Source organism: Methylobacterium sp. D54C, from assembly GCF_053345595.1.
This window is the reverse complement of the sequence record NZ_JBKFAK010000012.1, coordinates 48,471-74,010: the sequence shown is the minus strand read 5'-3', so window position 1 is coordinate 74,010 and position 25,540 is coordinate 48,471. Positions and strand designations below refer to the sequence as shown.

General features: G+C 72.4%; 25 protein-coding genes. 5 read left to right on the top strand and 20 right to left on the bottom strand.

Going from position 1 to position 25,540, the window contains the following annotated elements:
• Nucleotides 1-77: 77 nt before the first annotated feature.
• Nucleotides 78-230 carry a hypothetical protein gene (locus ACLBYB_RS21055; protein WP_020091203.1) on the top strand — a complete coding sequence of 51 codons (153 nt, stop codon included), beginning with the start codon at nucleotides 78-80 and terminating at the stop codon, nucleotides 228-230.
• 174 nt (nucleotides 231-404) lie between these two features.
• Nucleotides 405-1,481: an acyltransferase family protein gene (locus tag ACLBYB_RS21050; RefSeq protein WP_447699949.1), complete on the top strand. Its 1,077-nt coding sequence runs from the start codon at nucleotides 405-407 to the stop codon at nucleotides 1,479-1,481.
• 20 nt (nucleotides 1,482-1,501) lie between these two features.
• Here ACLBYB_RS21050 and ACLBYB_RS21045 read toward each other — a convergent pair whose 3' ends face one another.
• On the bottom strand, nucleotides 1,502-1,723 hold the full coding sequence (locus ACLBYB_RS21045; protein WP_447681938.1) for a DUF6894 family protein: 222 nt from the start codon (nucleotides 1,721-1,723) through the stop codon (nucleotides 1,502-1,504).
• 555 nt (nucleotides 1,724-2,278) lie between these two features.
• Between ACLBYB_RS21045 and ACLBYB_RS21040 the strand changes: the two genes are divergently transcribed.
• Together ACLBYB_RS21040 and ACLBYB_RS21035 are read left to right on the top strand one after the other, a co-directional pair.
• Nucleotides 2,279-3,298: a glycosyltransferase family 2 protein gene (locus tag ACLBYB_RS21040; protein ID WP_447699948.1), complete on the top strand. Its 1,020-nt coding sequence runs from the start codon at nucleotides 2,279-2,281 to the stop codon at nucleotides 3,296-3,298.
• A 4-nt stretch (nucleotides 3,299-3,302) separates the two neighbouring features.
• Nucleotides 3,303-4,235: a glycosyltransferase family 2 protein gene (locus ACLBYB_RS21035; protein WP_091979562.1), complete on the top strand. Its 933-nt coding sequence runs from the start codon at nucleotides 3,303-3,305 to the stop codon at nucleotides 4,233-4,235.
• On the opposite strand, the gene ACLBYB_RS21030 is transcribed toward ACLBYB_RS21035, so the two are convergent.
• The 13 genes from ACLBYB_RS21030 to ACLBYB_RS20970 form a co-directional block, all read right to left on the bottom strand.
• Complete coding sequence (locus ACLBYB_RS21030; protein WP_447699947.1) at nucleotides 4,232-5,053, bottom strand: heme ABC transporter ATP-binding protein; 822 nt, start codon at nucleotides 5,051-5,053, stop codon at nucleotides 4,232-4,234. The genes ACLBYB_RS21035 and ACLBYB_RS21030 overlap by 4 nt on opposite strands.
• A gap of 12 nt (nucleotides 5,054-5,065) precedes the next feature.
• Nucleotides 5,066-6,109 (bottom strand): FecCD family ABC transporter permease, encoded by a 1,044-nt coding sequence (locus tag ACLBYB_RS21025; protein WP_447699946.1) that lies wholly within the window; start codon nucleotides 6,107-6,109, stop codon nucleotides 5,066-5,068.
• Between the two features lie 24 nt (nucleotides 6,110-6,133).
• A complete protein-coding gene (locus ACLBYB_RS21020) occupies nucleotides 6,134-7,012 on the bottom strand; it encodes a heme/hemin ABC transporter substrate-binding protein (RefSeq protein ID WP_447692773.1) in 879 nt (292 codons plus the stop codon).
• Nucleotides 7,009-7,281 carry a hypothetical protein gene (locus ACLBYB_RS21015; RefSeq protein ID WP_447699945.1) on the bottom strand — a complete coding sequence of 91 codons (273 nt, stop codon included), beginning with the start codon at nucleotides 7,279-7,281 and terminating at the stop codon, nucleotides 7,009-7,011. Before ACLBYB_RS21015 ends, ACLBYB_RS21020 begins: the two co-directional genes overlap by 4 nt.
• Before the next feature lie 366 nt (nucleotides 7,282-7,647).
• Nucleotides 7,648-8,778 carry an L-talarate/galactarate dehydratase gene (locus tag ACLBYB_RS21010; RefSeq protein ID WP_020091212.1) on the bottom strand — a complete coding sequence of 377 codons (1,131 nt, stop codon included), beginning with the start codon at nucleotides 8,776-8,778 and terminating at the stop codon, nucleotides 7,648-7,650.
• A gap of 198 nt (nucleotides 8,779-8,976) precedes the next feature.
• Nucleotides 8,977-10,785 (bottom strand): SpoIIE family protein phosphatase, encoded by a 1,809-nt coding sequence (locus ACLBYB_RS21005; RefSeq protein ID WP_447699944.1) that lies wholly within the window; start codon nucleotides 10,783-10,785, stop codon nucleotides 8,977-8,979.
• Nucleotides 10,786-10,839: 54 nt separating this feature from the next.
• On the bottom strand, nucleotides 10,840-11,685 hold the full coding sequence (locus ACLBYB_RS21000; protein WP_447699943.1) for a GGDEF domain-containing protein: 846 nt from the start codon (nucleotides 11,683-11,685) through the stop codon (nucleotides 10,840-10,842).
• On the bottom strand, nucleotides 11,682-12,071 hold the full coding sequence (locus ACLBYB_RS20995; RefSeq protein WP_012321503.1) for a DUF1987 domain-containing protein: 390 nt from the start codon (nucleotides 12,069-12,071) through the stop codon (nucleotides 11,682-11,684). The genes ACLBYB_RS21000 and ACLBYB_RS20995 overlap by 4 nt, the downstream gene beginning before the upstream one ends.
• A 13-nt stretch (nucleotides 12,072-12,084) precedes the next feature.
• On the bottom strand, nucleotides 12,085-12,639 hold the full coding sequence (locus tag ACLBYB_RS20990) for a SiaB family protein kinase (RefSeq protein ID WP_020091215.1): 555 nt from the start codon (nucleotides 12,637-12,639) through the stop codon (nucleotides 12,085-12,087).
• 200 nt (nucleotides 12,640-12,839) lie between these two features.
• A complete protein-coding gene (locus ACLBYB_RS20985) occupies nucleotides 12,840-14,699 on the bottom strand; it encodes an ABC transporter ATP-binding protein (protein ID WP_447699942.1) in 1,860 nt (619 codons plus the stop codon).
• Between the two features lie 2 nt (nucleotides 14,700-14,701).
• On the bottom strand, nucleotides 14,702-15,634 hold the full coding sequence (locus ACLBYB_RS20980; protein ID WP_091979577.1) for an ABC transporter permease: 933 nt from the start codon (nucleotides 15,632-15,634) through the stop codon (nucleotides 14,702-14,704).
• Complete coding sequence (locus ACLBYB_RS20975; protein WP_447699941.1) at nucleotides 15,600-16,559, bottom strand: ABC transporter permease; 960 nt, start codon at nucleotides 16,557-16,559, stop codon at nucleotides 15,600-15,602. Before ACLBYB_RS20975 ends, ACLBYB_RS20980 begins: the two co-directional genes overlap by 35 nt.
• Before the next feature lie 16 nt (nucleotides 16,560-16,575).
• The gene (locus ACLBYB_RS20970; protein WP_331298048.1) at nucleotides 16,576-18,366 is read right to left on the bottom strand and encodes a peptide ABC transporter substrate-binding protein; all 1,791 of its coding nucleotides are present in this window, start codon (nucleotides 18,364-18,366) and stop codon (nucleotides 16,576-16,578) included.
• 321 nt (nucleotides 18,367-18,687) lie between these two features.
• On the opposite strand from ACLBYB_RS20970, the gene ACLBYB_RS20965 reads away from it, so the two are divergent.
• Nucleotides 18,688-20,109, top strand: coding sequence for a M20 family metallopeptidase (locus ACLBYB_RS20965; RefSeq protein ID WP_447681950.1), 1,422 nt, complete (start codon nucleotides 18,688-18,690; stop codon nucleotides 20,107-20,109).
• Between the two features lie 12 nt (nucleotides 20,110-20,121).
• Here the strand turns inward: ACLBYB_RS20965 and phnE (ACLBYB_RS20960) are convergent, their stop codons facing one another.
• From phnE (ACLBYB_RS20960) to ACLBYB_RS20935, 6 genes are all read right to left on the bottom strand, one after another.
• A complete protein-coding gene (phnE, locus tag ACLBYB_RS20960) occupies nucleotides 20,122-20,937 on the bottom strand; it encodes a phosphonate ABC transporter, permease protein PhnE (RefSeq protein WP_020091220.1) in 816 nt (271 codons plus the stop codon).
• Nucleotides 20,934-21,752: a phosphonate ABC transporter, permease protein PhnE gene (gene phnE / locus ACLBYB_RS20955; RefSeq protein WP_447699940.1), complete on the bottom strand. Its 819-nt coding sequence runs from the start codon at nucleotides 21,750-21,752 to the stop codon at nucleotides 20,934-20,936. The genes phnE (ACLBYB_RS20960) and phnE (ACLBYB_RS20955) overlap by 4 nt, the downstream gene beginning before the upstream one ends.
• Nucleotides 21,749-22,543: a phosphonate ABC transporter ATP-binding protein gene (gene phnC, locus ACLBYB_RS20950; RefSeq protein WP_447699986.1), complete on the bottom strand. Its 795-nt coding sequence runs from the start codon at nucleotides 22,541-22,543 to the stop codon at nucleotides 21,749-21,751. The genes phnE (ACLBYB_RS20955) and phnC overlap by 4 nt, the downstream gene beginning before the upstream one ends.
• Before the next feature lie 35 nt (nucleotides 22,544-22,578).
• Nucleotides 22,579-23,601 (bottom strand): phosphate/phosphite/phosphonate ABC transporter substrate-binding protein, encoded by a 1,023-nt coding sequence (phnD, locus tag ACLBYB_RS20945; protein ID WP_427508526.1) that lies wholly within the window; start codon nucleotides 23,599-23,601, stop codon nucleotides 22,579-22,581.
• A 202-nt stretch (nucleotides 23,602-23,803) separates the two neighbouring features.
• A complete protein-coding gene (locus tag ACLBYB_RS20940) occupies nucleotides 23,804-24,316 on the bottom strand; it encodes a cytochrome P460 family protein (protein WP_447699939.1) in 513 nt (170 codons plus the stop codon).
• Nucleotides 24,317-24,381: 65 nt separating this feature from the next.
• Nucleotides 24,382-25,431, bottom strand: coding sequence for an alpha/beta fold hydrolase (locus tag ACLBYB_RS20935; protein ID WP_091927924.1), 1,050 nt, complete (start codon nucleotides 25,429-25,431; stop codon nucleotides 24,382-24,384).
• Between the last annotated feature and the right edge of the window lie 109 nt (nucleotides 25,432-25,540).

Here is a 25,540-nt window from a genome sequence, read left to right as displayed (position 1 = left end):
GAACCCTTGCGACAACACTGGGCCCACGACCGGTTCGGCAACAAGACGGCCGCCGATCCATCAATGGAGGTAAGGCGTTGCTGGTCGTGCTGGTGTTCGCTGCACTGATTGGAGGAGCGATCGGTTTCGCGGTTGTTCTACCGAAGGGGTTCCTGCTCGCGCTGCTGGCCGCCCAGGCCGGGGCGGCCGTCGCCGTCGGCCTCGTCGTCCTGCTCATCCGCCGCCGCTGACGGCCCTACCGGGCGGCGGGACCGCTTTCGGGGAGGTCCCGTCCGCCGATCGAGGTAAGGGCCCCCGCGCGGGGGCCGGTCTAAACCGGGCTGCCCGGCCCTCCCGGCCGGACCCGGCCGCGCGGGCGCGTTCTGCCCCGGCGCGGCGCGGTCGATCACCGGACAGGACGCGCCGTGGCCCCTTCAGAGCGCCGCATCAACGGGTTCGACGGCCTGCGGGCCCTGGCGTTCCTGATGGTCTTCGTCAGCCACAAGGCGCCGAGCCCGAGGACCGAGGCCCTCGGCACGGCCGGCGTGTGGCTGTTCTTCGTCCTGAGCGGCTTCCTGATCGTCCGGATCCTCGCCGCGGCCCGCACGGCCGTGGAGGCGGGCGCGTCGACCCCGCTCGGCAGCCTCGGGCTGTTCTACCGGAATCGAGTCGCCCGGATCGTGCCGGTCTACTACGTCTTCCTGTTCGTGCTCTACACGGTCCGGCCCGGCGACCCGGCCAGTCTCGGCAACGACGCGTTCAAGCTCGCGACGTGGTTCTACGTCACCAACATCTACATCGAGCTGAACGGCTGGGGCACCGAGCTCGGCCATCTCTGGAGCCTCGCGGTCGAGCAGCAATTCTACCTGCTGTTCGCGCCGGCGGCCCTGTTCCTGCCGCGGCGCCACCTCGGCACGCTGTGCTGGCTCCTGGTCGGGATCAGCGTCCTGGCGCACGGTGCCCTGTGGCGGGCGGGCGCCGCGCCGCGGTGCTTCGACGTCGACACCCTGGCCAATGTCGGACTGATCGCGCTGGGCGGCCTCGCCGGCCTGCGCACCCGGCCGCTCCCGGCCTGGCTCGCCCGCGACGCCGCCCTGGCCGGCGTGCTGGCCCTGTTCGTGGCCCTGCCGCTCCTGATCGCGCCGACCGGCTGGTGGCTCGTTCTCGGCCGCCTCAGCGGCGTCCTGGCGGCGCTGCTGCTACTGCAGGTGGTCGAGGCGTGGGAGGGCCGCGCGGTCGCCCTCCTGGAGATCCCGTGGCTGCGCCGGATCGGCGTGATCAGCTACGCCGCCTACCTGTTCCACGTGCCGCTCCACGCGGAGCGCGTGCTGGCCCTCGTGGGCCTCGACGTCGCCGGACCGCGCTCGGTCTCCATGGCGCTCGACCTGATGCTGACGCTGCTGCTGGCCGAACTGTCGTGGCGGCTCCTGGAGCGGCCCGCACGCCGGCTGCTGCGGGCCCCGCGCCGGCGAGTCGGCGCCTCCGCGCTGGTCGGCCCGTAATCCGCTCGCGCGTCCCCGGCTCAGCCCTTGATCGGCACCCGGCCGACCTCCGCGCCGGTGGCGTCGCGCACGACAAGCGTCCACGCGCCGGCCGGTCCCGCGACCTCCAGTTCACCCGCCATTTCGTCGATCACGCTGCGGGCCTCCGCGAGCGCCTCGGCCACGTCCGCGGCTTCCACGCCCTGCGCGTCGCGGATCGTCTCCTCGCCGTTCTCGATGTCGAAATAGAAGCGACTGGGCACTCATCTCCTCCCTGATTTTCGCCCTCGGGAGGGCCCTCGGATACTACCTACGTAGTTCGCCCACGTCCGACAATGCTCAGTAGGAGACATAAACCTTAACAAACATCAAAACTGTTTTCGTTGGTTGCGTTGCAATAATGTCGAGATTCCAGCCAAATAATCCATTATAGGTATCGCCGATCACCCTTGCGGCCGCTTCGGCGATGGCGGCGCGCGGTGACGGGCCTCAGGGGCGTTCGACATGGCAGCCTCCGGCGATTCGAGCCTCAAAAAAGATTCTCCTGCCTCGGCGGAGAGAAAACAAAAATTGCGCGCCCACGTCCGGACGATTCTGGCGAAGGGCCTCAGCGTCCGGAATTCCCGCCCCGCGGGCGACACAGCCCCCGACACGCACTGACCTGTTCCGGCCGTCGGGGCCATCCCCCGCAATGGGAGGGGATGGCGGCCGCCCTACGCCCTTTGAGCGTCGTGCGCGCCGATCGCTTCCGGCCAAAGTCGGGGGCGGTCTCGGAGGCCGCGCCCGGCGGCCCAGGAAGCGCGATGGCGGATCAACTCTTGTCCGATGCTCGGGGCACCTTCGTGGACGTCTCGTTCATCATGGCCGCGCACGACGCGGCGCCCTGGATCGAGACGGCCATCCGCTCCGCCCTCGCCCAGACCGGCGTCGCCGTGGAGGTGGTGGCGGTCGATGACGGCTCGCGGGACGGGACCGCCTCCGTGCTGGCGCGCCTGGCGGAAGCCGATCCGCGGGTCCGCGTCATTCCCCTCGCCGATGCCGGACCGGGCACGCCCCGGGGCCCGTCGAGCGCCCGGAACGCGGCGCTGAACGCCGCCCGGGGCCGGTGGATCGCGATCCTCGACGCCGACGACCTGATCCTGCCCGACCGCACCCGGACCCTGCTCGATCTCGCGCTCGCGGCGGATGCCGACCTCGTCGCCGACAACCCGATCCCGTTCACCGACATGTTCGACCCGCAGGGGCCCGGCATGCTGGAGGGCGGCCGGGAGCCGTATCTGTTCGAGATCGACCTCGCCAAGTACATCGCCAGCAACCAGCTGCTCAGCCGGGTGACCAAGCTCGGCTACCTCAAGCCCATGATGCGCGCCGAGATCCTGCGCCGGCACGGCATCCGGTACGACGAGGGCGTCCGGATCGGGGAAGATTTCCTGCTGTGCCTGGAAGCCCTCGCGGCGGGGGCGCGGTTCGTGGTCACCACCTACGCGGGCTACGGCTACCGGCGCGGACCCACCTCGCTGTCGCACCGGCTGCGCCAGGCCGACATCGCGCGCCTCGACGCGGCCTTCGCGGCCCGGGCCGAGCACGGCCGCCTCGCCGAGGCGCGGTCGCGCTCCGCCGAGATCCGCCACGGCAGCCGCGCCTACCGCGACGGCCTCGCGGTGACGCGGCTGATCGCCCAGGTCATCGAGGCGGCCCAGGCCGGCCGCTGGCGCGCGGGCGCGACCCTGGCGCTCCGGCATCCCCGGATCTGGCGGTTCCTGGCCGCGACGCTGCTGGCGGCGGCGGGCAAGCGCCTGCGGCCGCGGCCGCACGCCCACCCGATCGGACAGAGGTAAGACGATGCGCCTGTGCATCTGCATCTGCACCTGCGAGCGGCCCGTGGGGCTGGCGCGCCTGCTCAAGGCCCTGGACCAGCAGCGGCTCGGCAGCCTCGCCGAGACCGCCCTGCGCATCCTGATCATCGACAACGGACGCAGCCGCGCCGCCGTCCCGGTGGTGGAGGCCTACCGGGCGACCGGCCGCTTCCCCGTCACCTATGCCCGGGAGGAGACCCGCGGCCTCGCCGCGGTCCGCAACCGCAGCCTCGCGGAGGCCTCCGCGGCCGGCGCGGATTGGGTCGCTCTGATCGACGACGACGAGTTTCCCGACCGCGACTGGCTTCACAACCTGCTCGAGACCGCCCTCGCCGCGGGCGTCGCGGCCTGCGTCGGGCCGGTCGTGCCGTTCTTCGACCGGGTTCCGCCCGCCTGGGCGGCCGCCGGGGGCTTCTTCGCCAAGCGCCTGCCGGTCCGCGACGGCTACGTGGAGGACGGCTACACCGCCAACGCGCTCCTGGACCTGCGGGTGATCCGGGCGCTGGGCCTGTCCTTCGACATGCGCTTCAACACGATGGGCGGCGAGGACACGTTCTTCTTCCGGGCCCTGATGCTCGCCGGGCACCGGATCGCCTGGGCCGAGACGGCCGTGGTCTACGACAGCATCCCGACGCACCGGATGCGGGTGCGCTGGCTGCTGGCGCGCTGGTACCGCAGCGGCAGCGTCGAGGCCTATCTCGGCCGGCTCCGCCCGGAAACGGTGGGCGGCCGTCTCGCCAACGCGGGCCGCGGCTTCGTGCGCCTCGGCGGCGGCCTTCTGCGGCTCGGGATCGCCGGCCTGTCCCTCAGGCCGGCGACCCTGATCGGCGGCGGCTACACGCTGTGCCGCGGGGCCGGGCTGCTCGCGGCCGTGATCGGCGTGAGCTACCGGGAATACCACCCGTCGCGCTATCGCTAGCCGCGCCGACCGGGCGCGTTCCGGTGCGGTAGCAGGAAGGGCTGGCCGCCCGGCGGCACCCGCCCGACCGGCCAGCGGACGCCGAAGACCCCGGCGATGAGGTCGTCGGTCAGGACCTCGGCCGGCCGCCCGCCGGCGACCAGCCGGCCCCCGTCCAGCACCAGCAGCCGGTCGGCGTAGGCGGCCGCGAGGTTGAGGTCGTGGAGGATCGCCACCACGGCGACGCCGGTCGCCGCCAGCCCGGCAGCGGCGTCGAGCAGCGCGCCCTGGTGCCGGAGGTCGAGGCTCGCGGTCGGCTCGTCCAGGAACAGCACCTGCCGGTCCGCCACCGTGCGGCCGGCCTCCAGCTGGCAGAGCACGCGGGCGAATTGCACCCGCGCCTGCTCCCCGCCCGAGAGGGTCGGGTAGGCCCGGTCGGCGAGATGCGCCACGTCGGCCCGCGCGAGGGCCCGGGCCAGGATCGCCGCCCGGTCGCGGGCCCCGAGGCCCCGGCCGATGCCGTCGAGGCCGATCCGGGCGACCTCGGCCGCCGCGAACGGGAAGGCGAGGCGCGCCGCCTGCGGCAGCACCGCCCGCGTCGCGGCGAGGCGCCAGGGCGGGATCGTCGCCACGGGCGCACCCTCATAGGCGACGCTGCCCCGGGTCGGGCGCAGGGCGCCGCTGAGCAGGCGGACGAGGGTCGACTTGCCGGCCCCGTTGGGGCCGACGATCACCTGCAGGGTGCCGCCCGCCACCGCCAGGGATACGTCGCGCACGAGGTCGCGCCCCGCCACCGTGACGGTCAGGTCGCGCGCCGTGAGCAGGGCCGGATCAGACATTGTCAGACATCGTCAGATATCGTCCGGTCGCACCCGGCCGAGAAGCAGCCACAGGAAGACCGGCGCGCCGACCAGCGCGGTGACGATCCCGATCGGCAGCTCGGCGGGCGCGGCGACGCGGCGCGCCACCACGTCGGCGAGGACCAGGAAGGCGCCGCCGAGGAGCGCCGAGGCCGGCAGCAGCAGCCGGTGCCCCGGGCCGATCAGCAGCCGCAGGGCGTGCGGCACCACGAGGCCGACGAAGCCGATCACCCCCGCCGCCGCCACGCTGGCGCCGACCGCGACCGCCACCAGCACGATGCAGGCGCGCTTCAGCCGCTCCACCGGGACGCCGAGATGGAACGCCTCGGCCTCGCCGAGGACGAGGGCGTTCAGGCCGCGGCCGAGGAGCGGGACCGCGGCCAGCACCGGCAGGATCAGCGGCGCCGAGGCCGCGACCTTGGACCAGGTGGCGCCGCCGAGGCTGCCCAGGGACCAGAAGGCGAGATCGCGCAGTTGCCGGTCGTCGCTGACGAAGGTCAGCAGGCCGGTCAGCGCGCCGCTCAGCGCCCCCAGCGCGATCCCCGCGAGCAGCATCGTCGCCACCGCGGTGCGCCCGGACCGGGTGGCGAGGGCGTAGAGGATGAGGGTCGCGCACAGGCCGCCGAGGAAGGCTCCGGCCGGCAGCGCGGCGTAGGGCAGCGGCCCGGGAAGCCCCAGCCCGGCGAGGATCCGGTCGCCCAGGACGATGATCACCGCGGCCGCGAGCCCCGCCCCCGACGAGACCCCGACCAGCGCCGGATCGGCCAGGGGGTTGCGGAACAGCCCCTGCATCAGCGCCCCCGAGACCGCCAGCCCGGCCCCGACCAGCAGCCCCAGCAGGGTGCGGGGCAGGCGGATCGAGAGGATCACCAGCCCGTCGCGGGCGCGGGCCGGATCGCTCCCCTCCCCGATCAGGACCGCGAGGACCCGGTCCGGCGGGATGGGGATCGCCCCGAGGCTCACCGAGAGCAGGGCGGCGGCGAGCACCACGGCCGCCAGGACACCCAGCACCCAGGGCGCCGCGCGGCGGCTCACGCGCCCCGCCCGCCGCCGCGCGGCTCAGTCACGCGGCAGGTCCGGGTAGAGCGCCCGCATCAGGTCGGTGGCGGCCTCGGGCGTGCGCGGCCCGAACCCGAGGAGGTAGAGGCCGTCCATGGCCACCAGCCGCCCCCGCGCCGCCGCCGGCGTCTGGCCGAGGGCCGTGCCGGGGGCGAAGATGCTCTCGGGCTTCGGCGGCTCGGGACCGTTCTGCATCATCACCACCGCGTCGGGGGCGGCGGCCACGATGGCCTCGTCGGTCATCGGCTTGAAGCCCTCCAGGCCCGCGGCCGCGTTGCCGATGCCCGCCAGGGCCAGGATGCCGTCCGCCGAGGAGCCGGTGCCGCCGACGACGGTCCGGCCGCCCTGGACCGACAGGACGACGAGGGCCCGGGCCGCCCGGGCGATCCGGGCGCGCCGGGTCGCGAGGTCGGCGAAGCGCGCGCGGACCTCGGTCTCGAGGGCCTCGGCCTCGCGCTCCAGGCCGGCGAGGCGCCCGACCGTCTCGATCTTGTCCAGCACGCCCTCGGGATTCGGCGGCTCTGTCACCGTCTCGACGCGCAGCCCGGCCTCGCGCAGCTGCGCCAGGACGGCCGGCGGCCCGGCCCCCTCGGCGGCGATGATCAGGTCGGGCTGCTGCGCCAGAAGGCCCTCGGCCGAGAGCGCCCGCAGGTAGCCGACACTCGGCTTCTCGCGCAGCGCCTCGGGCGGGTAGAGGCTGGTCGTGTCGACCGCGACGATCCGGCCGCCGGCGCCGAGGCGGTAGAGGATCTCGGTGACGGCCCCGCCCAGGGCGGCGATGCGGGTGGCCGCCTGCGCGGCGGCGGCGCGCGGGGCGAGCGCCCCGGCCGCCGCGGCGGCCAGGAGCGCGCGGCGCGACAGAAGGCCGGGGGCGCTCATCGGGCCAGCATCGGCGCGGCGCCGGCGGTCAGCCGCAGGCGACAGGCGTGATCGCCGTGGCGGTTGACGATCTTGCCCGCCGCCTCGGAACGCGCGACCAGCCGCGTCGCGCCGGGCCCCGCGCGCGTGCCGCCCGGGACGCGGCGATGACCTTCTCCTTCGACACACGACATGGACCGGTCACTCCAGATCTGTTCTTTATAAATTTTCAAATGAGAGGATCGCGACGACAGAAACGCAGCGTATCGGCAATCGATCGCGGACGCCACCCCGCGAAAAATTCACGGTTTTACTTCGCTGACCGGCTTGAAAAAGCGGCCTATGTCATTTTCCAGGTCAGGATATCGTCGCGCGCGCACCGGCGGCCGATTCCGGGCGGCGGACACTGGTACAGGCGGCTTCGGTCCACGGCTCCGGTGGGCCGCCCGACGGCGTAATTGGGACGGAACGGGCCTTCGCTGTGCCCGCTCGGGCGGAGCGCGGCACGACGAGGTCCGACCCTCGTCCTGAGGTGACGCGTCGCGGCCCCGGCGGAGAGCTCCTTCGAGGCGGCCGCCGCGCGACCGCACCGCGGGATGGGGGGAGGATCGGACGATCCGGGTCGGCGGGCCTCGGAGCGCCCCCTCCCCGTGCGCTCAGCCGAGGCTACCGAACCCGGCGGTCTCGCGCGTCCAGGCCAGCGCCTGCTCGCTCAGGGAGAGGCCGAGGCCCGGCCGGGTCGGCACGCGCATGCGGCCGTCCTCCAGCTCCAGCCGCTCGTTGAACAGCGGCTCCAGCCACTCGAAATGCTCGACCCAGGGCTCCCGCTGCAGCGCGGCGGCGAGGTGGATGTGGAGCTCCATCGAGAAGTGCGGCGCGATCGTCAGCCCGGCGAACTCGGCGAGCGCCGCCACCTTGAGGAAGGGCGTGATGCCGCCGACCCGCGGCGCGTCGGGCATCAGGAAGTCGGCGCCGCCCTGGCGGATGAAGTCCCAGTGCTCGGCGACGCTCGTCAGCATCTCGCCGGTGGCGACCGGCGTGTCGAGGGCGGCGGCCAGGGCCGCGTGCCCGGCGGCGTCCAGGCAGTCGAGGGGCTCCTCGATCCAGATCAGGTTGAAGCGCTCGAAGGTCCGGCCCATCCGCATCGCGGTCGGCCGATCCCATTGCTGGTTGGCGTCGACCATGAGCGGGAAGGCGTCGCCCAGATGCTCGCGCACCCGCGAGACCCGGCGGATATCCTCGGCCCAGTCCGGCTGGCCGACCTTCAGCTTGATGCCGCCGATGCCCTTCGCCCGGGCGCGGTCGGTGTTGACGAGCAGCTCCTCCAGCGGCGTGTGCAGGAAGCCGCCCGAGGTGTTGTAGCAGCGCACCGAGTCGCGCTGCGCCCCGAGGAGCTTGGCGAGCGACAGGCCGGCCCGCCGCGCCTTGAGATCCCACAGGGCCACGTCGAAGGCGCCGATCGCCTGGACGGCGAGGCCGCTGCGGCCGGCCGAGGCGCCGGCCCAGGCGAGCGTGTCCCAGGCCTTGGCGATGTCGCTCGGATCCGCCCCGAGCAGCGCCGGAGCGATCTCGCGGGCATGGGCGAACTGGCCCGGCCCGCCGGCGCGCTTGGAATAGCTGATCCCGAGGCCGCGATGGCCCTCCCGGCTCTCGACCTCGCAGAACAGGATCGCGATCTCGGTCATCGGCTTCTGGCGGCCGGTGAGCACCTTGGCGTCGCTGATCGGGGTCCTCAGCGGCAGGGCGACGGACCGCAGGCGGATCCCGGTGACGGCGTCCTCAGCCATGGCTTCCTCCAGGTCTTGTCCGCGGGGGCGCGCTGGAAGCCCCGGAGGCGGTTCTTGGCGGTGCCTCTCGGCGGCGACCGCGACGGCTCTCCCGGGGCCGGGCCCAGGAGTGGCGCAGGCCGGACGGCCTGTCCAACGTCATTGTTGGATCGATCGATGCGCACCTGGCATCGATGGCCCCGAGGGGGACGGCCGGTCTCAGCCGGCGACGGTCGCCGGAGGAAGCCGGAACGCCACCAGGGTCATGTCGTCCCGCCGGGCCTCGGTCCCGCGATAGGCGTCGAGATCGGCCTCGAGGGCCACGGTCTGGGCGGCGAGGGGCAGGTCGGCGTGGCGCAGGAGGCTGTCGGCCACGCCGCGCCGGCCGAGGAGCCGCGGCGCCCGGTCGGGCGCCGCGCGGCCCATCTGGTCGATGATGCCGTCCGTCATCAGGTAGAAGGTGGCGCCCGCCACCGGAACGGCGATGTCCGCGACGACGTCCTCCGGCTGCCCGTCACGGGCGGGGCGCGGGTAGCCGAGCCCCCGGCGGCCGCCGCGGACGCGCTCGGCCACGCCGTCCCGGACCACCGTGAGCGACAGGCCGGCGCCGGCGAAGTGCAGCGTCCCGGCCGCGCGGTCCCAGACGCACAGGCCGCAATCGAGCCCGTCATCCGATTCGGCGCCGCGGCCGTCCTGGCGGAGCTGCGTGCGGACCATCGCGTCGAGCCCGGCCAGGATCGCCGCCGGCGCGCGCAGGCCGCGCTCGTGCAGCAGCCGGTCGAGGGCGGTCGCGACGATCAGGGTCAGGAACGCGCCGGGCACGCCGTGGCCGGTGCAGTCGGCCACCGCGATCACGCAGAGGCCGTCGATCTCCTCCAGCCAGAAATAGTCGCCGCCGACGACGTGGAGCGGCTCCCACAGCACCGCGACCTCGACCCCCGCGCCCGCCAGGGCGTTGCGGTCCGGCAGCACCGAATCCTGGATGCGCCGAGCGTAGCCGATGCTCTCGACCACCTGGCGGTTGGCGCGCTCCAGCCTGTCGTGGGCCTGCTCCAGCTCGACGAGGAGCTGCTTGGCGGCGTCGCCGCTCCGCAGGCCCTCGACCATGCGGTTGAAGGCCTGGCTGATGACGTCGATCTCATTGCTCGGCCGGTAGGCGCCCCCGAGCTCCACGGTCGTCCAGCGCTTGTGCTCGATCTCCCGCATGGCGAGCAGCAGCCGCATCAGCGGCGCCATGACGTGGCGGCGCACGGTGGCGTGCAGGGTGATCACGAAGGCGATCATCAGCCCGACGCTGGCGCCGAGGGCGAGCATCACCTGCCACGCCGCGTTGTCCCGCAGCGCCTTGGTGGAGACCGTGACGGTCAGGCTGCCCGCCGGGCCGGCGCGGCCGGGCACCGACAGGTCGGCCTGGGCCGAGAGGGTGGACCAGCCCCGCGCGGGGGGCGCCGCGCCCGCCGTCCCGACGACGTGGCCCGCGGCGTCGCGCAGGACGGCGTGGGCGAAATCGGGCTCGGCGGCCAGGGCCTTGAGCGGGCCGTCGTAGGCGTCCGGGTCGCGCGCCCAGTCGGGCCGCGCGATCGCCGCGGCGGTGAGCCGGGCGAGGAGATGCGCCCGGTCGCCGTACAGCCGGAGCTGGTCGGTGTAGGTCACCCAGGCGATCCCGAGCTGGGTCAGCAGCAGGAGGGCGCCGATCACCGGGTAGATGCGCAGGAACAGGGTGTGGGACAGGCTGTCGAGGTCGCGGCCTCGGGCCGCCCCGCGCAGGGCGCCGGGCTTCATCAGCTCGTCCGCGGGCGCGCCCGCGGCCAGCACGTCGGCGAAGCCGCGCTTCGACAGGGGATCGCCCCGGCGGATCGGGCCGGCCCCGCGCAGGCCGCCCGCGCGCCCGGCGCCGCCGGCGGCCGGGACCGGATCGATGTCGGCGAAGCCGAGCCGCGCCAGGGCATCCCCGGTCCGGAGCGGTCGCGCGCCGCGGATCCCCCCGGCGGGACGCGGGCTGTCCAGGGCCGTGTCAGGTCCGCTCACGCGACGTCACTCCGTGTCACAGCGGTTCCGCTCCGAGGCCGGGCGCGCGGCGCCTCAGGTCAGGGACGCGCCCGGTTCGGCCGCGCAGCGCACGCAGTCGCGGCCGGCATGCTTGGCGGCGTAGAGCGCCGCGTCGGCCCGCCGGAGGGTCGCCGACATCGACTCGCTCGGGCCGAACGCCGCGAGGCCGATGCTCACCGAGATCGGCAGCGGCCCGTGCTCCAGGCGCACCGGCCGCTGCGCCACCGCGCGACGAAGCGCCTCGGCGATGACTTGCGCCTCGGCCATCACAGTGCCGGTGACGAGGATGGCGAATTCCTCACCACCCATGCGGCCGATCACGTCGACCGCGCGCAGGTTGTCGCGGCAGGTCTCGACGAAGGCCTTGAGGACCGTGTCGCCCGCGCTGTGGCCGTAACGGTCGTTGATCAGCTTGAAGCGGTCGAGGTCGAGCATCAGCACGCTGGAGGGCGTGTCGCCCGACTGGGTCCGGGCCCAGACCTCCTCGCAGATCTGCAGGAAGCGGCGGCGCGACAGGGCGTCGGTGAGGTGGTCGGTGTCGGCGAGGCGGCGGAGCTCGGCCTCGAGGCGCGACCGGTGCTCGATCTCCGCCGAGAGGGCGTCGTTGAGGTGGCGCAGGGCGCGCTGCTGCTCGGCCATCCGCTGGTTGGCGCGGTGCAGGTCGAGCTGCATCCGGTCGCTCAGCCGCACCAGCCGGCGCTGCTCGTGGTAGCTGCGCCGGTAGGCGCCGGCGAGCTCCCGCACCCCGTCGCCGACCTCGGCGAGGCGGGCCAGCATCACCTCGGATCGGCCGAGAACGGCCTCCTCGGTGTCGAACAGGCTGAAGGCGTCCGCCGGCTCGGACAGGAGATCGTGGGCCGGCGCCCGGTGCGCGCTCACGCGGGGACGCTCGCGATCATCTCGAACCGGGCATGCGCGAAGTCGGCCGCGAAATCCTCGCCGGCCTCCTGGATCACGTCGTCGTCGGCGCCGAACATCCAGCGGATCGTCACCGGGCGCCCCTCGGCGGCGGCGTCCTCCAGGGGCATGAACAGGTTCATCAGCGCCTTGGCGCTCGACGAGTTGAAGTAGGCGAGCGCGACGTCGAAGGTGATCGGGCTCGCCTCGGTCGCCGCGAGGTGGCCGCGCAGGGCCTGCAGCAGCGGGCCGAAGAACGCGGCGGCGTCCTCCGGGTAGGATTCGCCGCGCAGGACGAGCCGCCCCGACGCGAAGTCGAAATCGACCTCGGGCGAGCGCTCGGTCCGGGGCAGCGTGATGCGGTCCATGTCCGTGCGATCCTCAGATGAAGGCTTTGAGGCAGAACAGGCTGCGCTCCGCGCCCAGATCCTGGAAGTCGTACTCGACTGGGGCGCTCGACCGGCGGGCGATCTCGATCAGTCCGATGCTGCCGCCGAGGCTGCCCTCGTCCGGCGGCTGGCGCAGCTTCTCGCGGTAGACCTTCCTGAGCTCGTCGCTCGACAGGGTGGCGATCTCGTCGAGCCGCTCGCGCAGCCGCGGCACCTCGGTCCTGCCGACCTCGTTGCCGCAGACCACGAAGAACCGCCCCTCCTCGGTGCCGACGGCGATCATGCCGGCGCTGACCCGGGCGGGGCCCGGCGGCTCGGCGGGCGCGACCTTGTCGGCCGAGTAGCGGATCACGTTCTGGGCCTGCTCGACGAAGATCGAGAAGACGCGCTTGGCGACCGCGGCGTCGGTCTCCTCGTGCCGCATGCGCAGCTTCAGCACTTCCCCGAGCGAGAACAGGATGTTCTCCGAGAGATCTCCGCCGAACGACAGGATCACGCCGCTGCGCTTCGACGCCTCGTGGAAGGATCGGAAATCGCTCGCGCGCAAGGAAGCCTCTCGACCGCTTCATCGCGGCAACACACCGCGTGTGTAGGGCCGACATTAATGCGGAAATAATCAAAGATTTCTTACCGGTACTGATCGCTTTCTGAGCAACATTGCCCGTATTGCGAGCAGCGCCGCAAGCTTTACGCTGGATCCTGTCGCGGACCGCGCGGCATCGCGCGCGAGGGTCCGGGCCGCCGGCTTCAGGCGGCCGCGCCCTGGCGGGCGCCCGTGTCCCACTCGGTGCCCCAGTCCTGCACGACGTGGCCGGGCGCGACCTCCCGGTAGAGGCGCTCCGGCGGCACGTAGTCGGGGGTCCGGATCGGGCTGCGGATCTCGTCGTCCGGCAGCGCGTGCCGCTCGCCCCGCCGGCCCGGATCCGGCACGGGCACCGCGGCGAGCAGCTTCTTCGTGTAGGGGTGCCGCGGATCGCCGAAGATCGCGGCTCGGAGACCGATCTCCACGATCTCGCCGAGATACATCACCGCCACCCGGTGGCTGACCCGCTCGACCACCGCCATGTCGTGCGAGATGAACAGGTAGGCGAGGCCGAGCTCCGCCTGCAGGTCGAGCATCAGGTTCACGACCTGCGCCTTCACCGAGACGTCGAGCGCCGAGACCGCCTCGTCGGCGACGATCAGGCGGGGGTTCAGGGCGAGCGCGCGGGCGATGCAGATGCGCTGGCGCTGGCCGCCGGAGAACTCGTGCGGGAAGCGCGCGGCGGCCTCGGGCGGAAGCCCGACCCGGGTGAGCAGGTCCTCCGCCCGCCGCCGGGCCTCGCGGGGCGCGGAGAGGCGGTTGATCAGCAGCGGCTCCGCCACCGCCGCACCGACGCTCAGGCGCGGGTCGAGGCTGGCGAACGGGTCCTGGAAGATCATCTGCATGCGCTGGCGGCGGGCGCGGAGGGTGCCGGCATCGAGGCCCGTGATGTCCTCGCCGTCGAGCAGGACCGAGCCCGAGAGCGGCTCGACGAGGCGCAGGATCGAGCGCCCGGTGGTGGACTTGCCGCAGCCGGATTCGCCGACGAGCGCCAGGGTCTCGCCGGCCGCGAGGCTGAACGAGACCCGCTCCACCGCGTGGACGCGCCCAGTCACGCGGCCGAGCAGCCCGGAGCGGATGTCGAACCGGGTCGTCAGGTCGCGCACCTCCAGAACCGGGCGCTCGGCGGCCCTGACGGTGTCGGGGGTCTCGGGCGTCGGTGCCGCGAGGCCGGTCGCCCGGTCGACCACCGGGAACCGCATCGGGCGGGCCCGGCCCGCCATGGTCCCGAGGCGCGGGACCGCGGCCAGCAGCGCCCGCGTATAAGGCTCGGTGGGTTCGGAAAAAATGCGCGCGGTCGGGCCGGCCTCCACGGCGCGGCCCCGGTACATCACCACGGTGCGGTCGGCGATCTCGGCGACCACACCCATGTCGTGGGTGATGAACAGGACCGACATGCCCTCCTCGTCCTGCAGGCTCTTGATGAGGTCGAGGATCTGGGCCTGGATCGTGACGTCGAGCGCCGTGGTCGGCTCGTCGGCGATCAGGAGCTTCGGCCGGCAGGCGAGCGCCATGGCGATCATCACCCGCTGGCGCATGCCGCCGGAGAAGCGGTGCGGGTACTCGTGCAGGCGCGAGCGGGCGGCCGGGATCCGGACCTTGTCGAGGAGCCGGAGCGCCTCCGCCTCGGCGGCGGACCGCGACAGGCCCCGGTGCCGGATCAGCGCCTCGGCGATCTGGAAGCCGATGGTCAGGACCGGGTTCAGGGAGGTCATCGGCTCTTGGAAGATCATGGCGATGGAATCGCCGCGCACCCGCCGCATCTCGGCCTCGGGGGCGGCGAGCAGCTCGCGGCTCTCGAAGCGCACGCGCCCGCCGATACGGCTCGCGTCCCGCGGCAGGAGGCGCAGGATCGAGAGGGCGCTGACGCTCTTGCCCGAGCCGGATTCGCCGACGAGGGCCACGGTCTCGCGCGGGCCCACGTCGAACGAGACGCCGTGCACGACTTCGCGCCAGCGCCCGTTCGAGCGGAAGGAGACGGTGAGGTCTGAGACCGAGAGGATCGGGTCCACTGGATCCGCCATCGCTAAAGAACCCGTCGCGGGTCGAGGGCGTCGCGCAGGCCGTCGCCGATGAAGTTGATCGACAGCACGGTCAGGAAGATCGCGCCTCCCGGGAACAGCGCCCAGTGCGGGGCGACGTCGAGATGGTCCTTGGCGTCGAACAGGAGCCGCCCCCAGGTCGGGATGTCGGGCGGGAAGCCGAGCCCCAGGAAGGACAGGGTCGATTCCGCGATGATCGCGGACGAGACCTCGATCGAGGCCGCCACGATCACCGGCCCGAGCGCGTTCGGCAGGATGTGGCGGCGCACGAGGTGCCCGGTCGTCGCCCCCTGCGAGCGGGCCGCCTCCACGAACTCCTTCTCGCGCAGGGACAGGAACTGCGCCCGCACCAGCCGGGCCACCGGCATCCAGCGCAGGCCCCCGATCACCGCGACGATCATCAGGAACACGCCGCCCTGGCTGCCGAACACGGCCTTCAGGCTGTCGCGGAACAGGTAGATCACGAGGAGCAGCAGCGGCAGCTGCGGCAGCGACAGGAACAGGTCGGTCAGCCACATGAGCACCGGGTCGAGGAACCGGCGCGACATCCCGGCGAGCGCGCCGACCAGCACGCCGATCAGGCTCGCCACCGCCATGGCGGCGAAGCCGACCGCGAGCGAGATCCGCCCGCCGTAGATCATCCGGGCCAGCAGGTCCTGGCCGAGATCGTCGGTGCCGAACGGGTGGTCCCAGGACGGACCCTGGAGCTGGGCCGCGAAGTCGATGTCGTCGATGGCGACCGGCCAGAGCAGGCCGCCGAACACCACGCCGGCGACGAGCAGCGCCAGCACGCCGACGCTGGCGAGCGCCAGCCGGTGCCGCCGGAAGCGCCGCCACGTCTCCCGCCCCGGCGAGGCCGGCGCGCGGGCGAGGGCAGGCGCCTCATCGGAGGGCGATGCGAGGGTCGAGCCAGCCATAGAGCAGGTCCGCGACGAGGTTGAACAGGATGACGAGGCCGGCGAACACGAAGGTCACCGCCATCACCACCGGCGTGTCGTTGGCCAGCATCGCGTCGATCAGCAGCGAGCCGATGCCGGGGATCCGGAAGATCTGCTCGGTGACGATGGCGCCGCCGAACACCGCCGGGATCTGGAGGGCGACGAGCGTCACCACCGGGATCAGGGCGTTGCGGGCGATGTGCCGGCGGGTCACCGTGCCCTCGGTCAGGCCCTTGGCCCGGGCCGTGGTGACGTAGTCGAGGCGGGCGACGTCCAGCGCCGAGGCGCGCACGTAGCGGGTGTAGGAGGCGGCCTGGAAGAAGCCCAGCACCGCCACCGGCATGATCGCCTGCCGGACATTCGCCCAGAGCCAAGGCAGGCCGGAGCCCGGCAGGTCGGCCTGATAGACGAAGGGCAGCCAGCCGAGCTTGATCGAGAACAGCAGGATGAACAGCAGGCCGGTGAAGAAAGTCGGCAGCGAGAAGCCCACGAAGGCCAGCGTGTTGGCGACCTGGTCGGCAAGCGAGTAGGGCCGGCGCGCCGCGTAGAGGCCCACCGGTACGGCGATCAGCAGCGCCAGGATCTGCGAGGAGCCGACCACGAACAGGGTCGTGGGCAGCCGCTGCAGGATCAGGGTGTCGACGTTCACCCGGCTGGCGAAGGAGAAGCCCCAATCCCCCTGCAGCATGGCGGTGAGCCAGTGCAGGTAGCGGGTGAGGATCGGGTCATCGAGGCCGAACTTGACGCGCAGAGCCGCCCGCACCTCCGGCGGCACGTTCGGGTTGCTGGCGAGTTCGCCGAACGGGTCGCCCGGCGCGAGCGCCAGGACGGTGAACAGGATCAGGCTGATGCCGAGGAGGCTCGGAATCGCGATCAGGAGGCGTCGCAGGATGTAGGCGCCCATGGCGCGACGCTCCCGCTCAGGCCTCCCTGTACCAGTCGGGCAGGAACGACAGGTCGTTGTCCCAGCCGCTGCGGGGCGCCGTCAGCGTCGCGCCCACCGCCGAGACCTCGGCGCGGTGGATCAGCGGCAGCACGTTCTCGGAGACCGCGAGGTCGTTGCAGGTGATCAGCAGCGCCGCGCGCTTGACCGGGTCGAGCTCGCTCTGGGCGGCGTTGTAGGCCTTGTCGTAGGCGTCGTTGCGCCAGCGCACGACGTTGCGGCCCTGCCACTTGTTGGCCTTCTGGGCCACCTCCCAGGAGGCGTACATGAGCAGCCAGATCGCCGGATCGGCCTGGGTCATGCTGTAGGCGTACATCTCCATGTCGGCGTAGAAATGCGTGCAGGTGTCGGGGTTGGCCGGGTCGGAGGAGAAGAACACCGAGCCGGTCACCGATTTCAGCTCGATCTCGATGCCGGCCTTGGCGGCCGCCTGCTTGATGATCGCCTGCGTCTTCTGGCGCGGCGCGTTGATCGAGGTCTGGAAGACCAGCTTGAGCTTCTTGCCGTCCTTGGCGCGGATGCCGTCGGAACCCTTCTTCCAGCCGGCCTCGTCGAGGAGCGCGTTGGCCTTAGCCGGGTCGAAGGCGAAGCTCGTGTTCTTGGAGACGAAGCGCTCCGGGCCGTTGACCGTGTTGGCGGTGGGCTTGCCGGTGCGGCCGTAGATGTAGGTCTGGATCGACTTGCGGTCGACCAAGAGGTTCATCGCCTGGCACACCTTCGGGTCGGAGAAGGCGGGGTGCTTGGTGGTGATCGAGGCGCGCTCGCCGTCGACCTCGACGTTCGGGTCGGCGGCGTTGAGGAGCAGGAACTCGAGCTTGCCGCCGTAGACCACGTCGACCCGGCCCTTGCCGCCGGTCTCCAGGCGCTTCAGCACCTCGTCCTCGATCAGCATGTTCCAGGCGTAGTCGTACTCGCCGGTCTGGAGCACGGCTCGGGCGGCCGAGACCGCGTCGCCGCCGCCCTTCATCTCGACCGTGTCGAAGTACGGGCGGTTCGGCAGGTGGTAGTCGGGATTGCGCTCGCCGCGGACGATGTCGCCGGGCCGGAACTCCACGAACCGGTACGGGCCGGTGCCCACCGGGGCGAGGTTCTGGGGCGCGTCCCGGGACTTGGCGCCGCTGTAGGGTCCGAACAGGTGCTTCGGCAGCACCATCCCGACGATGCCCACGTAGGCGTCGCACCAGTAGGGCGTGGGCTTGTCGAACAGAACCCGGACGCTGAGGTCGTCGACTTTCTCGACCTTGCAATCCTTGTAGGACCCGGCCGTCACCGCCGCGGTGGCGGGGTCGCGGGCGTATTCCCAGGTGAAGACGAGGTCGTCGGCGGTGAGCGGCTTGCCGTCGTGCCACTTCACGCCGGGCTTGAGCGTCCAGACCACCGAGCGGCCGTCGGCGGCGAGCGCCCCGTTCTCCTTCGAGGGGATCGAGGCGGCGAGCACCGGCACGAGGTTGCCGTCCGCGTCCCAGGCGGCGAGCGGCTCGTAGAAGATCCGCGAGGCGTCCTGGTCCTTGGTGCCGACGGCGAAATGCGGGTTGATCAGCGTCGGCGCCTGCCACCAGAGCAGCTTGAGCGCGCCGCCGCCGCCGGCCTTGGTCGGCTTGTAGCCGGCCCGGATATCGGCCGCCATCGCGACCCCGTTCCCGGCCAGCATCAGCCCGGCCATGGGCGCGGTGAGGCCCACAGCCACCATCCGCTGCACGAAAGCGCGCCGCGACAGGCGGCCGTCCTTCACCTGCCCGATGAGGCCGCGCAGATCCCGTTCGTCCATGTACGCTTTCCCGTTTACCGCCGTGACAGGCACAGCAACATTCCGGCAGCGGCCTTGGCAAGGGGCGGGCCAGTGACGGTTCAATCGGAACGTGTTGACGGACGCTTGGTTCGGGCAGGAGCATGGCCTGAGCGGTGCATGCGGTCAGGCAGCAGCAGGGCTCGCGCCGTGTCCGTCCTTGCGAGCGGAGCGAAGCAATCCAGCGGCGCCACGCTTCCCGAGGGCGCGCAACCCTGGGTCGCTTCGCTGCGCTCGCGAAGACGGCGCGGAGCCCGCTATGGTGGCGCGACCTCGACGCGCAGCTTTCCCGGAGTGGACCCGATGGACAACCGCAACGCCGTGTGGCGCCATGTCGACGCGCAATCGGAACGGCTGATCGCCCTGTCCGAGCGGGTCTGGGGCATGCCGGAGGTCTGCTACACGGAGAGCCGCTCCTGCGCCGAGCACGTCGCCGAGCTGCGCCACCAGGGCTTCCGCGTGACCGAGGCGGTCGCCGGCATCCCGACCGCCGTGATGGGCGAGGCCGGGGACGGCGGGCCGGTCATCGCGTTCCTCGGCGAGTACGACGCCCTGCCGGGCCTGTCGCAGGAGGCCGGCGTCGCCGAGCACCGGCCGGTGGAGGCGGGCGGGCACGGCCACGGCTGCGGCCACAACCTCCTCGGCTCGGCGGCTCTGCTCGCCGCCACCGCGCTGAAGGACTGGCTCGCCGAGACCGGGACGCCCGGCCGCGTGCGCTACTACGGCTGCCCGGCGGAGGAAGGCGGCGCCGCCAAGGCCTTCATGGTCCGCGCCGGCGCCTTCGCGGACGCCGACATCGCGATCACCTGGCATCCGGGCAGCTTCTGGGAGGTGGCACCGCCGGTCGCCCTCGCCAACACCCGGGCCGACTTCGTCTTCACCGGCCGCACCGCCCACGCGGCGGCCGCGCCCCATCTCGGGCGGTCGGCGCTCGACGCCGTCGAGCTGATGAGCGTCGGCGTGAACTACATGCGCGAGCACATGCCGTCCGACGCGCGGGTCCACTACGCCTATCTCGACGCCGGCGGCATCGCCCCGAACGTCGTCCAGGCCGGCGCGACGGTGCGCTACTCGATCCGGGCCCGCGACCTCCCCGGCATGCTGGCGCTGGTCGAGCGGGTGAAGAAGATCGCGCAGGGCGCCGCCCTGATGACCGAGACCGCCGTCGAGGTGCGGATCGTCAGCGCGGTGTCGAACCTGCTGGGCAACGATCCCCTGGAGCGGGCGCTGCACGGCGTCATGGAGGAGCTCGGGCCGCCGCATTTCGACGAGGCCGACCGGGACTTCGCCGGCAAGATCCGGGCGACGCTCACCGACGGCGACATCGACGCTGTGTTCCGCGCCATCGGGATGCCGCGCACCGAGGCGCCGCTCGCCGACTTCCTCGTGCCCCTCGACGCGCCGCGCAACCCGGCGGTGGGGTCCACCGACGTCGGCGACGTCAGCTGGGTGGTGCCGACCGTCCAGGCCCACGCGCCCACGGTGGCCATCGGCACGCCGTTCCACACCTGGCAGGTGGTGGCGCAGGGCAAGACCCCGGCGGCCCACAAGGCGATGGTGCAGGTCGCCAAGGCGATGGCCGCCACCGGGGCCCGGGCGGTGACCGACGCGGCCCTCCGCGACGCCGCCAAGGCGGACCTCGCCCGCCGGGTCGGCGCGGCGGGCTACGTCTCGCCGCTGCCGCCGGAAGTCGAGCCGCCGCTCGGCATGTCGCTGGGGCGCTGACCGGGGCCCGTCTCAGAGCGTCCGGGCGCGGAGCGCCGTCACGACGATCTCGGCCAGGATGACGACGCCGAAGATCGCGGCGAGCACCACGGCGACCTGGTCCCAGTAGAGCAGGTTCAGGGCGGTATCGAGCGCGACGCCGATGCCGCCCGCGCCGACCAGCCCCAGCACGGCGGATTCGCGGATGTTGATGTCCCAGCGGAACAGCGCGATCGACCAGAAGGCCGGTTTCACCTGCGGCCAGTAGCCGAGCAGCAAAGTCGACATCCGGCCGGCACCCGCGGCCTGCAGGGCCTCGATCGAGCCGCGATTGGCCTCCTCCAGCGCCTCGGCGAACAGCTTGCCGGTGAAGCCGACGGAGCGGAGCGCGATCGCCAGGGTCCCGGCCAGCGGCCCCGGGCCGAACACCGCCACGAACAGCAGCGCCCAGACCAGGGAGTTCACCGAGCGCGAGGTCACGAACACGAACTTGGCGAAGAGATTCAGCGCGCGGTTGGGCGTGACGTTGCGGGCCGCCATCAGCCCGATCGGCACCGCGATCGCGATGGCGATCAGGGTGCCGAGCGTCGCGATGTGGAGCGTCTCCACCAGCGCCCGCAGGGTCGGCCCGACATAGCCGGCATCCATCGGCCACATCCGGCCGAACAGGTCGGCCAGCTGGTCGGGGGCGTCGTAGAGGAATTCCGGGATCACCTCGATGGTGCGCAGGCTCGCCACGAAGGCCGCCACCGCGCACAGCGTGAAGGCGAGCCGCGCCAGCCGCTTCCACAGGGGGAAGCGCTGCCAGCGGCGCGGGTCGGCGGACGCGGGCGCGAGGGCGACGCTCACTGGAACACCTTGCGGGCCCAGCCGGAGACGATCTCGGCCACCATGATCAGGGCGACGATGACGATCAGGATCGCCAGCACCACGTCGAAGTCGAAGCGCTGGTAGGCGGTGAACAGCGTCGCGCCGATGCCGCCGCCGCCGACGATGCCCACCATGGTCGAGTTCCGCAGGTTGGAATCGAGCTGGTAGGTGGCGAAGCCGATGAAGCGCGGCAGCACCTGCGGCTGCACGCCCATGATCAGGGTCGACAAGAAGCCGGCGCCGGTCGCCCGCACGGCCTCGACCTGCTTCAGGGAGATCTCCTCGATCGCCTCGGCGAACAGCTTGGCGATGAAGCCCACCGAGGCGACGATCAGCGCCATGACGCCGGCGAGCGCCCCGAAGCCGATCGCCTTCACGAACAGGATCGCCACGATGATCGGGTGGAACGACCGGCAGAGCGCGATCAGGATCCGGGTCGGCCACGTCACCCAGGGCGGCATCAGGTTGCGGGCCGCCAGGAATCCGATCGGCAGGGCGACCGCGATGCCGACCACCGTCGCGATCACGGCGATCTGCAGGCTCTCGACGATCCCCGACTGGATCAGCTCCCAGCGGGAGAAGTTCGGCGGGAACATCCGGGCCAGGAACTGCTGCCCATGGGCGAGGCCGCCGGCGAAGCGCTCGGGCGAGAAGCCGAGCTGGGTCGCCGCGTAGACCGCGTAGACGGCGAGGAGCGCCCAGCCGGCGCGGGCGGTCCAGTTGGGCCGGAACGCGACGCGGTCGGCGGCGTCTGGGGAGGCGTCGGAGGAAGCGGGGCGGGCGGGCGCGCTCATTCGAGCCAGTTCTCGCCGCCGTAGATGCCGCGCAGGTCGGCCTCGCTCAGCCGGTCCGGCGGCCCGTCATAGACCACGTGCCCGCCCGACATGCCGACGATCCGCGCGGCGAAGCGCTGGGCGAGCGCCACGTTGTGGATGTTGACCACCACCGGCACGCCGCGCTCGGCCGCGAGCCGGGACAGGATCTCCATGATCTCGACGGAACTCTTCGGGTCGAGGGACGAGGTCGGCTCGTCGGCGAGCACGATCTCGGGCTCCTGCATGATCGCCCGGGCGATGCCGACGCGCTGGCGCTGCCCGCCCGACAGGGCGTCGGCCCGGCGGGTGGCGAAGCCCGACAGGCCGACCGCGTCGAGGAGGTCGAAGGCGCGGGCGATGTCCGCCTCGGGGAAGCGTCGCAGCCACGCGCGCCAGGCCGGCACGTAGCCGAGGCGGCCGCAGAGCAGGTTCTCCATCACCGAGAGGCGCTCGACCAGGTTGTACTCCTGGAACACCATCCCGATCCGGCGCCGCGCCCGGCGCAGGGCGGGGCCGGAGAGCCGGGCGAGGTCCTCGCCCCGGAACAGGATCTCCCCCGAGGTCGGCTGGACCAGCCGGTTGATGCAGCGGATCAGGGTGCTCTTGCCGGTACCGGACGGCCCGATGATCGCCGTGAGCCCGGTGCCCGGCACCACGAGGTCGATGCCCTTCAGGACCGGCTGGCCGGCCCGGTACGCCTTGGTCAGCCCGCGAATCACCAGCGCGCGCGGATCCTCCGCCCGGGGATCGCCCTCGGCTCCGGCCGCCACCGCGCGCGCCGCGCTCCCCGCCGTCACGGCCTGCGTCACGGCTTGGGCGCGCCCGCGGCCTTCTTGCGCGCCGCCTCGGCCTCCCGGGCGGCCTCGCGCTCGTAGGCGACCTTGTTGTACGGCGTGCCCGATTCCTCCGCGACCTTGCGGACGATCGCCCAGTCCTTGAGGTAGGTGATCGGCGCGAACCGGTCGTCGCCCTCGAAATCCTTCACCATGTCGGGCGGGAAGCGGAAATCGTAGAAGCACTGCTTCAGCTTCTCGGCGAGTTCCGGCTTGAGATCGTGGGCGTAGGCGAAACCCGAGGTCGGGAACTTCTCGCTCGTGTAGATCACCCGGTAATCGTCGCCCTTGATCGTCCCGCGGGCGACCATCCGGTAGAACACGTCCGAGGCCACCGGGGCGGCGTCGTAGTCGCCGGTGCCGACGCCCAGCGCCGACTTGTCGTGGCCGCCCGAGTAGATGAGCTTGTAGTCCTCGCCGGGCTTCAGTCCCTGCTCGGGGAACAGCGCCTTGGGCGCGAGGTTGCCGGAATTCGACGACGGCGCCGTGTGGGCCACGCGCTTGCCCTTGAGGTCGGCCAGCGTCTTGTACGGGCTGCTCGCCTTCACCACGACGATCAGGTTGTAGCCCTCGGCGCCCTTCTCGGTGCCCTTGGCGGCGAACGGGATCGCGCCGGCCATGTTCACCGCGAAGCCGAGGGGCCCGGTCGAGAAGCCCGCCACCGTGAGCCGGCCGGATCGCATCGCCTCGATCTCGGCGGAGTTCGACTGGACCGGGTAGTAGACGACGCGCTTGCCCGTGCACTGGCTCAGGTAGGTCGTGAACGGCTTGAACGAGTTCTCGTAGACCGCGGGATCCTCCACCGGCGTGTAGGCGAAGACGATCACACTCGGGTCGCGGGTCTTGGACGGGACGTCGGCGACGAGGTCCTTGTTGGCGTCGCAGTAGGCGTCGTCGAGTTGGCCGCGGTTGGGGCACTCGTCGGCCCTGAGGGGCGAGAGGGAACCGAAGCCGCAGAGCAGCGCCAGGGCTGCGCCGTATCGGGCGATCGTCACGCGCTATCCTCCCTGCGGGGCCGTGCCTCGGGCCGGCGCCGTCATGTCTCGCCCGGTCCGGGCCGAGCTTGAGCCGGCAAAGGTGTAGGCGCCGGCTGACGGGAGACGCAAGGCGCGACAGCGAGCGGACGTTGAGGGAAGCCGCGCGCTGACAGGGGCGTCGTGGCGTCCGTCCGGGCGTCCGTACGGGCGGCGGCCGGCCTCAGGGCGCGAGCCGCGTGAACACGTAGTCGTGGTCCCGGACATTCGCGCTGTGGCAGGCGAAGCAGGTCTCGTGCTGGGCCGCGTCCGCGGGCTTGCCGTCGACGAAGCGCCCGAACCCCCAGCCCCCCGTCGCCGCGTAGCGCCGCGAATCCTTCACTATGACCTGAACCGTCGTGGCGCCGCCGGGCACGAAGGCCGGGGCGAACTCCGCGGACGGCACCCGCGTCCAGGCGCGCTTCACCAGCACCGTCCCGTCCGGGAACGGCAGGGTGCCCGACCGGTAGGCGTCCAGCGCCCGCGCGTTGCCGACCACGGCGCGCAGCTCGTCGAGGGCCCCGGTCTCCTGCGCGACGCCGACGAGCTGCCAGTCGCGGTACCCGTCCGGGACGGTGACGCCGTAGATCGGCGAGGCCGCCGGGGAAGTCCCGGCATCCACGGCGCGCACCGCAGAGCCTCCCAAAATCAGGCCCGCAGCGAGCAGGGCCGGCAGCGCGACAGCCAGGAACCGCATGGCAACCTCCGTCATCGTCTCGGGATGATCGTGTGTCCGGGGATGATCCGGCCGCGCCGGCGCGGTCAGGCCGCGGCCGCGTCGATCACGGCCTGCGCGAAGGCGCGCGGGGCCTCCTGCGGGAGGTTGTGGCCGATCCCGCCGGTGATCAGCCGGTGCGCGTAGCGTCCGGTGAACTTGGCCGCGTAGCTGGCGGGGTCGGGATGCGGGGCGCCGTTCGCGTCGCCCTCCAGGGTGATGGTCGGCACGCCGATCGTGGGCGCCTGCGCGAGGCGGCTCTCCAGCGCGTCGTACCGGCGCTCGCCATCGGCGAGGCCCATCCGCCAGCGGTAATTGTGGATGACGATGCTGACGTGATCCGGGTTGTCGAGGGCCGGGGCGCTCCGCGCGAAGGTTGCGTCGTCGAAGCGCCAGCGCGGCGAGGCGGTCTGCCAGATCAGCTTGGCGAAGTCGGCACGGTAGGCCTCGTAGCCGGCCCGCCCCCGGCTGGTGGCGAAGTAGAACTGGTACCACCAGGACAGCTCGGCCCGCGGCGGCAGCGGCTTCTTGCCGGCCTCCTGGTTGCCGATCAGGTAGCCGCTGACCGCCACCAGCGCCCGGCACCGCTCCGGCCACAGCGCCGCGACGATGTCGGCCGTCCGCGCGCCCCAGTCGAAGCCGCCCAGGACGGCCTGGGGGATCTTCAGGGCGTCCATCAGGGCGATGACGTCCACCGCGAGTGCCGCCTGCTCGCCGTTCCGGACCGTGTCCGACGCCAGGAAACGGGTGGTGCCGTAGCCGCGCAGGTACGGCACGATCACCCGGTGCCCGGCCGCCGTGAGGATCGGAACGACCTCCGCGAAGGCGTGGATGTCGTAGGGCCAGCCGTGCAGCAGGATGACCGCCGGCCCGTCGGCGGGACCGGCATCGACGTAGCCGACGTCGAGCACGCCGGCCTCGACCTGCTTCAGGACGCCCGGCACGGCGCCGGGGACCGGGGCGCCGGGGGCCGAGCCGCCCTGCGCCCGCGCGGTCCGGCCGAGGCCGAGCTCGGCGAGGGCGGCGGTGGCTACCGCGCTCTTCAGGAGGCGGCGGCGGCTCCAGGCGGATGTGTCGGGATCGGTCTCGCGGGCCATGGACAGCTCCCTCGTCGGAAAGTCTTCGATGGAGCGAAATCTATCCCGATGCTCGACACCGCGCTTTGAGAGGACCTTGAGGACACCTTCAGAGGCCCATGATTTATGC